Origin of the sequence: Bacteroides neonati (assembly GCF_000499785.1) — a bacterium.
GTDB lineage: Bacteria > Bacteroidota > Bacteroidia > Bacteroidales > Bacteroidaceae > Bacteroides > Bacteroides neonati.
The window spans coordinates 197,390-208,802 of the sequence record NZ_HG726021.1 but is presented as its reverse complement, the minus strand read 5'-3'; the positions used below and the strand labels follow the sequence as shown (position 1 = coordinate 208,802).

Genomic DNA, 11,413 nt, shown 5'->3' with positions numbered 1-11,413 from the left:
AAATAACAAATGCTTTAGATGATAGATTTGCTAGCGATTGTTGGAATACTTGCAATGAAGAAAGCAGTATTTGGCTTCCACTATCTCGCACTTCTTTCTATTTACAAATACCTAATTTTAAAGAATAATTATAATCTAGAACCTTACGGTGTATAGGTGAACCGTACAAATACGATGAGTAAAAGCAATAATTCAACAGGTGGTGGCATCGGCTTTTTTAGGGATTCTCACAATCGTTTTTATAGTACTGAAGCTAACAAATTATATTGATTGGTCCTGGTGGTGGGTGTTATCACCTGTATGGGCACCCATCATTCTTGCGGTCTTGATTCTATTAATTGTATATCTTACAGGTTTTTTGTTATCAAAAACAGATAAATACAAGTCGCATGGGCAGCACGTCCAGAAAAAGAAAACTGGTTTTGCAGCTCGCTTAGAATCCATGCAGAAGCAAAATAAAGAATTACTCCAAAGAAACAAGAAAGGAGCTAATATGGGATTAAGTATTTATGCCCTAAAATTGGGCGATAAAATATCAAGAGAGGAATATGATAGTACTGGGGATGGGTGGTATGTTTATCAAGCATCTGGTATGGAACCGATAAATCATATACCTACGGTTGAAGAAGGCTGCTATAAAGCTGACGTTTTATATTCCGACTGTGATATCTTTTATTCAAAGTATTCTACTTTCAGAGATATAATATCATGTGTGGTTTTGAAACAGGATGTAAAGCACGTTTGGAATAACATAGACAACTTCATAGGTAAGCCATTCATTGAGTTTTTGCAAACATCTGATTGCGAAGGTGCAATAGATTATACGGTAGCAGAAAAGATACTGCATGATTTTGAGAAATACGAACCTGTTATAAAGCCTGAATTAGATGAATATCTGTGTCGGTTTTTCGATCATTATGTTTGTGTCCTGAAAAAGACTGTAGAGAATAAAGGAATAGTGTATTACTCATAACGATAGAAAAAAAGGAGCTATTGCCTGTGCAATAGGAGTCAAGAATTCAAATAAATAAGTATGAACCATTTAAACAATCAAAATTGTATGGATGTAAGTAATTTAACCAAAGCTCAACGTCTTGAGCTAAAAGCACAACTCGAAGCAGAAGAACGTGCCGAAGAGGCGAATCTGCAACGTGAGAGACAGTCGTATAACGCTATGCGTGATGAGTTTGTAACACGTACCTTTCAATCGCTCAAGCAGCTAAGTGGATGTATGCAAGAACAGAAGCAAACGATCTTTGAAGAAAGTGCCGAACTCGACACAATGCAACAACGCCTTTTCAAGGTGAAGATGGATCGTAAAAGCCGTACATTGACACATAGCGATGGACGCATCTCCATCAAAGTGGGTAACCGGCTGAACGACGGATGGGATGATAGTGTAGAAATTGGCATTGAAAAAGTACGTGAGTATCTGGCCACCTTAGCTACTGACGAAAAATCTGCCCGATTGGTCAACGCTATTACCAGTTTGCTGGCCAAAGATCAGAAGGGAACACTGAAAGCAAATAAGGTGCTTGAGTTGGAAAAGATGGCCAACGAATCGAAAGACGATACGTTCCTTGAGGGACTTCGCATTATCAAAGAAGCCTATCGTCCGGTGCCAACTTGCCAGTTTGTCGAAGTGAAATATAAAGACGAGAACGATGTGGAGCGTTCACTACCATTGTCCATGAGTGCGATGGATATATGAAGCAACTTATTTACAAGAGTAACCTCAAGCCGGACAAAATGCCGGCTTGGCTTACCTGCCTACTGAACACCACTCTGGACGGTATAAATAATAATCATGTATTTGGTGATTCTGTCGAAGACTATGAGTGGATACAGTGGATTCTTAATACAGACCTCAAGGGGTTGCAAGTAAAAAGCAGTGTTACTACGGAACTGGTAACGGATCAAGGTAAAACAGCCCTGTTTATTAAGCGTTCCGGTCGAATACTGGTATCGATTTACATAAAGGTAAAAATCAACAATTAAAAATTTAACAATATGGCAATGCACAATTGGATGGAATGTAAAATCCGTTACGAGAAGGTAATGGATAACGGGTTCAACAAGAAAGTAACCGAACCCTATCTGGTAGACGCGCTTAGCTTCACCGAAGCCGAAGCACGTATCATCGAAGAGATGACTCATTATATTACAGGAGAATTTACGGTAGTCAATATTACACCTGCTAAGTACAGTGAGCTGTTTCCCAGCGATGAGGAATCGGAAGACCGCTGGTTTAAATGCAAATTGATCTACATCACACTTGACAAAAAGAGTGGTGCCGAACGTCGCCAGGCTGTCAACGTCTTGGTACAAGCTTCGGATGTAGATACCGCCAAAAAGAACCTCGACAAAGGGATGCAAGGAACAATGGCCAGTTATCAGGTTGAATCGGTATCTGAAACAAAGATCATGGATGTATACCCGTACACTGATCAGTCATCGAGTAACCAATCAAATGCCGAAGCATAATGAGTATGAAACAACAGGCGCTGCTTTTGTCAGCGCCTCTCTTCGCAGACGTACATCATAAAGAGCAGCAAGAATTCAACGGGTTCTCATGTTCGGGCTGTCAAGGCAATGGTTGGCATTGGAAAGAAGATAAAGATGGAGATCGGATAAAAGAGCCCTGTTCTGTTTGTGGTGGTACCGGGAAATTGAAAGCAGTGGTTACCATTGAATGGAAAGCAGATAGCTAACTATGCAACGCCCACCTGTTAACTATATCGTCCAAATTGGTGATAGTTACCTATCCGAACTGATATACTACTGGCTGTATTGCGATAAACCCTGTTCATTACTCATACAAGCTCCGAAAACGGAAGGAGTTACAGCGGTTAAGTTGGTCGTGGATAGTGATCGCTCGGCAGAGTTCCTGCTAAGGGTAAAAGAGAAAACAGGGGCAAGGTTGTATAAAGTAGATAAATAACTTTTAAAACACTCAAAGCCATATTAGCCGTATCCTATGCTGTCCGTGAGGCAAAGCCAAGAAAGGACTATATAAATCATTTCCGCCAAAGCAAACCACTCGAAGGCATATACTTTACATCGTTTGCCAGGGAAACACTTGAAAGGAGAAGCAGACGCAAGTCTGAACACTATGCAGCCGTGTATGACGCTATAATCAATCATATCGACCGATTTTCCGAGTTATACAACTGTGATATCTACACAAACTCAATCACTGAAGAGTTTTTGGATGATTTCATTATTTACTTGGAAAATCGGGGATTGATGCACAACACCATTGTCGGATATATACAGAAAATCCAATCATTGGTTAGGCGGGCCGGCCAATACAATTATGCAGTAGATACAACGTACAACGAAGTGGATTTAGAGGAAGAGCCTACTTTTGCCACCTTCCTTTCAATGAACGAGATCACAAGAATCTATTATTATAAATTCGAGCATCAAGATAAGAGAAAAGCCAAGGAACGCATCCGCGACCTTTTCGTTATCGGCTGTCTTACCGCACTTCGTTATTCCGACTACTCAACTTTAACAAATCAAAACCTGATTGATGGATACATCGTAAAACGTACCAAAAAGACAAATGTGGATGTGAAAGTCCCCATTCACGACTACGTCAAAGAGATATTTGAAAAATACGGAGGACATATTCCCTGTCAACTATGCATTCAGCATTTCAACAAATACCTGAAATTAGTTATGCGCGAAGTAGGGTTGACTGATAAAATCACCTATTCGTGTACCAAAGGCGGCAAGCTTATTACCAACACCCGTGAAAAATGGGAACTGATAAGCAGCCACACCGCCCGCCGATCGGCCGCCACTAATATGTATTTGACCGGAAGAATGAAGACTCTTGAAATCATGCGGTTAACCGGACATCGAAGCGAGCAGAACTTCTTCCGCTACATCCGGTTAACCAATGATGATACTGCACGTTCAATCTCAGGAGATATGTTTTTCAGAAAATAATAACAAAGAATAATTTCTGATTGAAAAGATTGGTAAGATCATGTTTGTAGTCGGATTAATTGTGCTTATGGCTATGATGGTAATAGGAGCTTTTGGTCTGTCTGTTAAGTTTGGAATTGCTATTTTGGCTATAGAGTTAATCTTTTTAGGTTACGTATTCGCGCGACCCGATGAGGATTAAGTAAATTGAAAACAAGTACCGGAATCGACGTAAGATATATGTATCCTACGTCGATTTTTGTTTAATAGAGGTGTGAAGTGGTATTTTTTTATCTAAAATTATTCCTACTCAAGGTTTTCTTTGTAATTTTGTGATAATCCAAAACCACAGTATTAATAAATTATGGCCAATCAGCTATACCTTTTTGAAGACAATCGGCAAGAGTATCCCAACGGACTCTCGCAAGAGCAGCTGGCAAAGCGTAAGCGCGTTGCCACGATGCCACTTAAAAGGAAAGCCATGAACCGTAAAGAGAGGTTGGATATACGCGATCGCATGATTGTGGCCCGCCTCTATTACTGGCGTGAGATAGTACGCAAGCGATTGGATGATGTACTTGTCACCCTTTCGGATGAAGAGTTTTGTGTGGAAGAAAGAACCATAAATAACGCCTGGGCAAAACAGGCTGACTATTTCGAGGAGCTTTGTCGCAATCGTACTACTGCCCGGCAATTACAAAAAATGTATCCCAGTTGGCGGTTCTGATTACTCTATCCTATCCATAAAGAAAGCTGTATATAAACAATTATACACTTTCAGCCCATCCGGCCGTTTTTCATCTTTCACGCTCACACGGCTGAATGCTTTTATACAATCTTCTGTTCGCCATCCTTGTAGCGTACTGTGAATACTTTCGAGTACATCGAATCGTTCGTTTGCCTTTTGACGCACCATTACAGGGGATTTGGTATTGAACGAGGCGCAATCATTAAAAGCGACCTTTAGGTTGAATCGTAACTCTATGCGTTGCGGGGCTCGCGGGTCGACAGAGATATTCTCGCAACCGGCCACATTCATTTCAACCAGGCAACCGGGAAACGCAATGGGTGGGCGGCTGTCGCTAAAGTTCAGTTGTCCTTCATCGGCATCAATCCAACGTAGGGCAGGCACGGTCTCTTCCAACCTTGCCAAAACATCATTGAAGTACTTCTTTTTCATCTCTTTATTATTTGTTTAGTGAGTTTATAAACCCTTCGATGCGGTAATGTAGCTGTTGTTGCAGTTCCTTTGCATCACCTAGAAACTGACGCTGTGGTAGTCGCATACTCATGGAGTGTTGTTTTACGCTATACACTTTTCCATTCTTCGATGTGCGCTTATGTGTAGGCACCACCACACTTCCTACAAATCCTTCGTTGTGTGCCCGGGCATAAGGTACCTTCTCATTTCCGGCGGAGATTATCACAAGATCACGGCTAATAAGACTGGGACGGACGCTATTCAACAGCGAAGCAGAGTCAATCAGCAACGAACCGTTGGTGCGATGTTTATAGCCCGGTGAGAAGTTCGGCCACGGAGCCCCATCGAAAGCCTTTTTACGAAACGTGTCTTGAAAATACTCCACAGCTGTTTCGGCGATGATGTCAGGCACTGCATCTAAAATCTCATTCTTCAAGGTAAACAGTTCTTTTTCAATGTTAATCTTCATTGTTACTGATTTTTTTATTGTATATTTGCAAACAGAAGTCTGTTCGAACGGATGTAATTTAGGCGATTTGTCCCGGTGTATGGCGGGAAATACCCGAAGTCTGATCTTTGACAGCGTGCGGACAGTGCAACCCATACAAGGCGGAGAGTTATTTCTCCGCTTTTTTTATGAGCAACCCGTGGCGACGCTTGTCCCAAATCTTTTTCAAGTCTATCCGTTTATTGGGGTCTTTTGAGGTTCGCATCAGGTACCATGTTTTTAAAACCAGTTTATCTTCTTCTATCCGGTAGTTGGCTACAATAACCCCATCTTGGTAGTACCGTATCAGACTGTAGGTATCGTACACATTCTTTTTGATGTCATCGTTTAACCAAACTTCGTCGGGGTTCAGTAAGGTTTCACACATGGCATCCCAGTATACAATGCGGTTGTCGGAACCCTTTCCCGTAGTATGGCTGTCGAACTGTTTCTTTTCCAGTACAATGATGCGTCCCCGATAATCCGGTAATGAAATCACACCTTCGTTGGCTGTCCGCTTCCAAATGGTAGATGCCGTTTTCTCTTGTATAGGTATCGGTTGCATTGCTTTTTCCATCTGTTTGGGTACACTTTCCATTCCCCATTTGTCAGCTGTCAATTTATCCAGGTATCTAGCTGCTTGATTGGGGAATTTTCGAATATACATCTGGTTCGCACTGAACACTTCTGCGGTTTTGCCACGATTCACCCCCCATCCTTGGGCTGCTGCTTGTTTCCATTCAGCTGTATCGAAGAAGTCGTCCGCACGCTTCTTCATCTCCGCCAACATCTCCGGTTTTACTTCGTAGGCCATGCGGGGAACTACCCGGCAGCGGCAACGCCAGTCGTTGGGTGGAAACAGTCGGTTCCATCGAGGGTCACTGTGGTGTAACGTCATTCCGTTGAGCCGTTCGTGGCTGACACGTACCTTTTCGTCTCCGGCTGTACGATACTCCCAATAAGGGAATGTCTTCACTTTACCCATCAACCGGCGATAATTGGATGCTGCTTCAGCTGTCAGCAAGGCTGTGTCGTATTCTGTCTTTTGCCACGTCTTGTTAAATACATTGGTTACCTCTTTAGCCCGTCGGTGGAACTCCTCGAAGTTCTTACTTTCGCGAAACAGCCGGTTCAATTCTTGAATCTCTGCCAACGTTTTAGCGGCAGAGAAGTGAAACAGGTTGGTTTCCATTGCGGTGCGAAACACATTATCGGGGGCATTGTAAGCAATGCCGGTATCGATATTGTTCACCTCTTGTTTGAGCACTGTTTGTACGGCATTTAAAAGGTCGGAAGCGATAAACTCAAACAGCCCCGGATGAAAGGTGTCGATCTCGCCCGCAGCCACACCGGCAATCAACGTTTCTTCCAGTGATGCATCATTCATGCGGACTTTTCCAATTGCCCCGTCCCGCGGGGCAGCTACGAAAAAATCCCATAAACGGATGAAGAAGTTACGTTCGTGATCGGTGTTTTCAATCGGCTCTTTGCCTTTCTTTTCTTCCCCTTCTTCCGACTCTTCCTCTTTCACTATCCCGGTGCCTGGTTGCTGGACGGTGACTACCGGCTCTCCCTCTTTGGGTTGTGGTATACCGTATTTTTCGTACACGTACGAGTGTGGAACGGGTATCATCGTAGTAATGGTTTTCAACTCTTCGACTTTGATCTCATCCTTCTTGTCTACAAAACTGAACTTTCCGCCATGCACCGGATATCCACGCCGCTCGAGCATAGGTACAAAGTATTTGTTCAGCATTCGGATAACGAACCGACGGTCGGAACGATGCTTATTCTCCTGCACCTGCATATGAACCTTACTTTGGGAGAGTGAAGCTCCGTCTTTGGTTGTCATGGTTTGCCCCAGAATAGTGATAAGTATCTCCTCGTTGCAAGCATTGCGGAAGTCATTATACAGCGCACCATTGACGCTTCCGGTCAGTGTGCTTTGTTCCACCTCACTCTCTTTGGGGATCACCAGGTAAGGAGCCGAACCCGCCTCCTCGAATGCCCTGATGAGCAATCGACGGCTCTGTTCGTCCATGCTGTTGTACTTGCCGATGCGTTGGGGCATACCAAAGAGCTCGACAAATTGTGCATAATCGCCAAAACCACCCCGTTTATAAATCATATAGGGTGCCACTTTGAGTAGTAGCCCTAAATCATCATCGTTGCCCCACTGAATCATCAGGTCATTGTCGGCATAGGATATACCGGAAGTATCACACGTTTGCAGGATGATCTCTTTCTTTTTGGGCAGGATGTGTTTGCGAGGGATACTGTGGAACTTAAATCCATCGACAAAACTGAATTCGTCCAGACTGATTCCTTTAAATAATGACCACATGATCTCCTTTAACATTTCCTCAAACTCAATCGTGTCCATCAGTTCATTGATTTCGGGTATCTCGTTCTTGTTGATAGTAAAGTTGATATCGCAATCAGTAATTGAATCAATTCGTTTGTTGATGGCATCGGTTACAACACCGTCTATCAATACCTCTTCATAAAGATCATACAACTGGCTGCGCAGTCCAATATCGGCTGCACGCAGTGCCGATTTCCAGGAACCTATATCGTTGATGCCCCTGCGCACAGGTTGTACCAATATCTGGTTGTAGATAGGAACGGGAGATTTTCCCGGTACCTTTTTTATTTCTTTTTTATTTGCCATAATTTTAGAAATGGTTATCGCGTTTAGGATTACTGCCAAATACTATGGGACCGATGACCGGCTGGCAGCACGCCGTATCACTTTGGGTTTTGGGTGGGAAGTAGGGGTTTACGTTTCCGCGTTGTACCTCTTTGAGCCATTGCACGGCTCGGTCATACCGCTTTTCGCGCAAGTCGAGGTCTACCCCGGCATTGCATAGGTTGACGAAATGCCAGGCGGCAATATCTTTCACAAACACCAGTAAGAGTGCATTGCGTTCGTTGCCTCTAGCATCGAAAATTTTCTGTACATCGAATCGGTCAAGATAGCCGCGTGCCTCTGCCATTGCCGCATCGATAGCGGACAGGGGGACAGCATCATCTCCCCGAGAAATGGTCAACACATTCTCTTCGTAAATGTGTGTGTAGAGTTCTTCTAATTCTAAGTAGGCCATAAGTTATTGAAATAATTGGTTTATATGCGTTTCTTGTTGGGGGCTTTGTGTCCTACCCAATAGCCTCCTGCGGTGAGAGTCATCATCTTTTCCTGTGCTTTAAAGTAAGCGCCTTCTATGGCATCGGGTCCGTCGGCGGGTGCGGGTAGTCCGTCATCAAACAGTAAGAACTGCTCTTCGAGCCGTTTCATGTGCGGGTTATCCTTTTCTTTGATATTGAACACCATGCGTCCGGCACGATTGACAGGCTCCAGATTACCCTCAATACGTTGAAATTTATCCGGCTTTACCCGGGTATCGGGAGAGATGGATATGTAGTATCCACGCTCTTTACCTTTTACCAAGAAGAGCGGAACGAATACCTGTTCGTAAAATGGGTCTTGCAACTTGTTGTTCTCAATGTAGTTATGCAGCTGCGTACGTCCGTGCACGTAGTCATTTTGGTAGTAGTACCAATTCACGAACTCATCGTTGATAACGTGTTCCAGATAGCCCGTAAAGACATAGAGAACCCCATCGAGTACGCCTACGATGAAGTTGGCTTTAAGTGAGTTTTTGGCGCTCTTCTTGCCCAACTTATTACTGGGTGCTGGGTCGCCGTAGCTAATCAAGAACGGGAATTTTGAGATAGGCGGTGTTTCCCCCCACTTTATTTCCATGAAGTACTTGCCTTCTACCACGGGGTTATTGTAGCACTCTTTCTGCACCGATGCAATGCTAACCTGAGCCTGTACGTCGTCAATAGTCTCTTCGGAGTTCTTTTCCGGCCAAACGGATGTGCCAAACTCAAAATCAGCTTTCGGGTCGGGGTGATTGATATCCACCATACGAATATTGATAATATCCCAATGTCCGATGGGGCGTTCGCGGTCGGCCAGTTCCCTGGCTTTTTTCCCCGCACGTGCCACGCAGCAATCTTTGGCAATGATATTGCCTGTCCAGATGGTTAGGAGCGATTCACTCCAAGAGCGGGTAAAATAGAGTGCTTGTTCAAACCAATTCCATTTGTTGTTTACAATTTCAGGGTTGCGGCACTCTTCATCCGTATCGTAATCATCCATCAGAAGGGTATCCGGACGCAGTTCATCCAGCTTGATACCACGGGGTGATTGCCGGGCACCCAAGGCGATAAAGGAGGCTTTATTTGAGGTAATGAAATGATCCTCCGTCCATTTAAGCCCCACCAACTCACCGTAGAAATAACGCAGTCGCTCGTTGGCCTCAAACTGCCCGCGATACTGGTTGAGTAATTTGATGGCTCCGTCTTGAGTGGCAGATACGAGCAGAATGTTTCGTTTTCTACCGGTCATCACCAGGTAGATGATGATAAACATCACAATCGTGCTTTTTGCCAACTCACGTGCCCAGGACAACACTTCGTACCAGTTACCGTCAGCATGACTCAGTAACCGTTTGATGGCTTGCTTTTGGAATCCGGCAAATTCATACTTGGCATACTTATAAAAGAAGAACTTCATCCACTCCAAAGGATGAGCCTCAAGATGGGCTCTCTTTCGGGCCTTCTCATGCTCATCCATCTCAAAGTCTACGGCAGTGTTGGAACGGATGGTTCGCAGGAATTCATCCCAGTCTTGGGCGAGCGCCTTCTTGTTGGCGGTTAGTTTCTTTGCCATGTGCTATCTGAGTTTTTCCTGTATGAATTCGTCGATAAGGAAGCTCAGTTCCTTGGTCTGTTCGGGGTTGCGCTTGCGCATCCACACCAGTAGCATTTTGGTAACTCCCATGATTATATCGATACCGAAGTCCTTTTCCATGTCATTGATGGCGGCGGTAAGTTTTCGGATAGCATCCGCTTCGGCAGAAGTGGGAAACTTGTTTCCTTCGCGTTCGGCAATAGTTTTGTTCATAGCTGCCAATTGCAGGTATATGGTACGTATCTGATCTTCGCGCGTAGTGCTCAAAGCAGCCTTATACATTTCCCAATTACCTTCCTTTGCCCATTTCCCTATCGTAACACGACTGATTCCCACCTTTGTGGCAATCTCCTGAAGATGGAGTCCCTCTTGCATATAGACCATCTTTGCCCATTCCTTTTTCTGTTGGTTGCTGAGTTCTTTTTTCATACTGATTTGCTTTATTTTCTTCAAAAGTAGCCTGCTTTTTTCTATTAAAATAATTGGTCTGTAATGGTTGTGGTTTTGTCGTAAACGATTGGTTCTAAATATGTAATGACTGAAATTCGATTTGTGAACTTACTTTTTATACCTCATCTTTGCATCAAACAACAGACGATATGAGCAAAACATATACATTCGTAGTACATGATGAAACAGTGAATACTCACGGGTTTCGAATGTTGACCGCAGGGGCCAATCTGGAAGAATTCAATAAAAATCCGGTGGTGCTGTACAATCACGATGACTGGGACTTTCCCATCGGACGGGGAGAGCATATGCGGGTAGAAGGAAGCCGTATCCTGGTCGATATCGTGTTTGACGACGAAGATGAAAAAGGTGCTAAAGTACAAGGAAAGGTTGAACGCGGGTTTATCCGCATGGCGTCTATCGGCGCCTGGCCTCCCGAAGAGGTCTCAAACGATCCTTCTTTGAAGCTACCCGGACAAGAGTTGCCAACGGTGACGAAGTGGACAGTGCGTGAAGTGTCTATCTGTCCCATAGGAAGCAACCACAATGCACTGTGCTTTTACGATCGCGAAAGTAAAAA

At 44.0% G+C, this 11,413-nt stretch carries 14 protein-coding genes and 1 pseudogene; 9 read left to right on the top strand and 6 right to left on the bottom strand.

What is annotated here, in order from left to right:
* The first annotated feature begins 199 nt into the window (after positions 1–199).
* The 8 genes from TY03_RS22375 (at position 200) to TY03_RS10090 (ending at position 4,663) form a co-directional block, all read left to right on the top strand.
* Positions 200–973: a hypothetical protein gene (locus TY03_RS22375; protein ID WP_222860403.1), complete on the top strand. Its 774-nt coding sequence runs from the start codon at positions 200–202 to the stop codon at positions 971–973.
* Between the two features lie 87 nt (positions 974–1,060).
* On the top strand, positions 1,061–1,711 hold the full coding sequence (locus TY03_RS10120; RefSeq protein WP_042369746.1) for a DUF3164 family protein: 651 nt from the start codon (positions 1,061–1,063) through the stop codon (positions 1,709–1,711).
* Entirely contained in the window at positions 1,708–1,998 is a 291-nt protein-coding gene (locus TY03_RS10115; protein ID WP_042369744.1) for a hypothetical protein, read from the top strand. Before TY03_RS10120 ends, TY03_RS10115 begins: the two co-directional genes overlap by 4 nt.
* A 12-nt stretch (positions 1,999–2,010) precedes the next feature.
* A complete protein-coding gene (locus tag TY03_RS10110) occupies positions 2,011–2,484 on the top strand; it encodes a DUF4494 domain-containing protein (protein ID WP_042369742.1) in 474 nt (157 codons plus the stop codon).
* Positions 2,484–2,711 carry a hypothetical protein gene (locus TY03_RS10105; RefSeq protein ID WP_042369741.1) on the top strand — a complete coding sequence of 76 codons (228 nt, stop codon included), beginning with the start codon at positions 2,484–2,486 and terminating at the stop codon, positions 2,709–2,711. Before TY03_RS10110 ends, TY03_RS10105 begins: the two co-directional genes overlap by 1 nt.
* A 2-nt stretch (positions 2,712–2,713) precedes the next feature.
* The gene (locus tag TY03_RS10100; protein ID WP_042369740.1) at positions 2,714–2,941 is read left to right on the top strand and encodes a hypothetical protein; all 228 of its coding nucleotides are present in this window, start codon (positions 2,714–2,716) and stop codon (positions 2,939–2,941) included.
* Between the two features lie 71 nt (positions 2,942–3,012).
* Positions 3,013–3,957 carry a phage integrase SAM-like domain-containing protein gene (locus TY03_RS10095; protein ID WP_230201968.1) on the top strand — a complete coding sequence of 315 codons (945 nt, stop codon included), beginning with the start codon at positions 3,013–3,015 and terminating at the stop codon, positions 3,955–3,957.
* Between the two features lie 343 nt (positions 3,958–4,300).
* Positions 4,301–4,663 (top strand): hypothetical protein, encoded by a 363-nt coding sequence (locus tag TY03_RS10090; protein ID WP_052332461.1) that lies wholly within the window; start codon positions 4,301–4,303, stop codon positions 4,661–4,663.
* On the opposite strand, the gene TY03_RS10085 is transcribed toward TY03_RS10090, so the two are convergent.
* The 6 genes from TY03_RS10085 to TY03_RS10060 all read right to left on the bottom strand — a co-directional run bounded on the left by TY03_RS10085 (position 4,664) and on the right by TY03_RS10060 (position 10,812).
* Positions 4,664–5,116, bottom strand: coding sequence for a hypothetical protein (locus TY03_RS10085; RefSeq protein ID WP_042369738.1), 453 nt, complete (start codon positions 5,114–5,116; stop codon positions 4,664–4,666).
* Between the two features lie 7 nt (positions 5,117–5,123).
* On the bottom strand, positions 5,124–5,606 hold the full coding sequence (locus TY03_RS10080) for a phage virion morphogenesis protein (RefSeq protein ID WP_042369737.1): 483 nt from the start codon (positions 5,604–5,606) through the stop codon (positions 5,124–5,126).
* Positions 5,607–5,754: 148 nt separating this feature from the next.
* On the bottom strand, positions 5,755–8,295 hold the full coding sequence (locus TY03_RS10075; protein ID WP_042369736.1) for a phage portal protein family protein: 2,541 nt from the start codon (positions 8,293–8,295) through the stop codon (positions 5,755–5,757).
* Between the two features lie 4 nt (positions 8,296–8,299).
* On the bottom strand, positions 8,300–8,728 hold the full coding sequence (locus TY03_RS10070; RefSeq protein ID WP_042369735.1) for a phage protein Gp36 family protein: 429 nt from the start codon (positions 8,726–8,728) through the stop codon (positions 8,300–8,302).
* A gap of 20 nt (positions 8,729–8,748) precedes the next feature.
* Positions 8,749–10,362, bottom strand: a complete 1,614-nt coding sequence (locus tag TY03_RS10065) for a hypothetical protein (RefSeq protein ID WP_042369733.1) — start codon at positions 10,360–10,362, stop codon at positions 8,749–8,751.
* A 3-nt stretch (positions 10,363–10,365) separates the two neighbouring features.
* Positions 10,366–10,812 carry a hypothetical protein gene (locus tag TY03_RS10060; protein ID WP_042369731.1) on the bottom strand — a complete coding sequence of 149 codons (447 nt, stop codon included), beginning with the start codon at positions 10,810–10,812 and terminating at the stop codon, positions 10,366–10,368.
* Positions 10,813–10,982: 170 nt separating this feature from the next.
* Here TY03_RS10060 and TY03_RS10055 point away from each other — a divergent pair.
* Positions 10,983–11,413: pseudogene (locus TY03_RS10055) on the top strand (peptidase); the annotation flags it as partial.

Coding starts and splice junctions, on each gene's coding strand:
- TY03_RS10065 (WP_042369733.1), bottom strand. CDS start 10,362: ATGGCAAAGAAACTAACCGCCAACAAGAAGGCGCTCGCCCAAGACTGG.
- TY03_RS10105 (WP_042369741.1), top strand. CDS start 2,484: ATGAGTATGAAACAACAGGCGCTGCTTTTGTCAGCGCCTCTCTTCGCA.
- TY03_RS10075 (WP_042369736.1), bottom strand. CDS start 8,295: ATGGCAAATAAAAAAGAAATAAAAAAGGTACCGGGAAAATCTCCCGTT.
- TY03_RS10090 (WP_052332461.1), top strand. CDS start 4,301: ATGGCCAATCAGCTATACCTTTTTGAAGACAATCGGCAAGAGTATCCC.
- TY03_RS10115 (WP_042369744.1), top strand. CDS start 1,708: ATGAAGCAACTTATTTACAAGAGTAACCTCAAGCCGGACAAAATGCCG.
- TY03_RS10060 (WP_042369731.1), bottom strand. CDS start 10,812: ATGAAAAAAGAACTCAGCAACCAACAGAAAAAGGAATGGGCAAAGATG.
- TY03_RS10080 (WP_042369737.1), bottom strand. CDS start 5,606: ATGAAGATTAACATTGAAAAAGAACTGTTTACCTTGAAGAATGAGATT.
- TY03_RS10085 (WP_042369738.1), bottom strand. CDS start 5,116: ATGAAAAAGAAGTACTTCAATGATGTTTTGGCAAGGTTGGAAGAGACC.
- TY03_RS10100 (WP_042369740.1), top strand. CDS start 2,714: ATGCAACGCCCACCTGTTAACTATATCGTCCAAATTGGTGATAGTTAC.
- TY03_RS10070 (WP_042369735.1), bottom strand. CDS start 8,728: ATGGCCTACTTAGAATTAGAAGAACTCTACACACACATTTACGAAGAG.
- TY03_RS10110 (WP_042369742.1), top strand. CDS start 2,011: ATGGCAATGCACAATTGGATGGAATGTAAAATCCGTTACGAGAAGGTA.
- TY03_RS10120 (WP_042369746.1), top strand. CDS start 1,061: ATGGATGTAAGTAATTTAACCAAAGCTCAACGTCTTGAGCTAAAAGCA.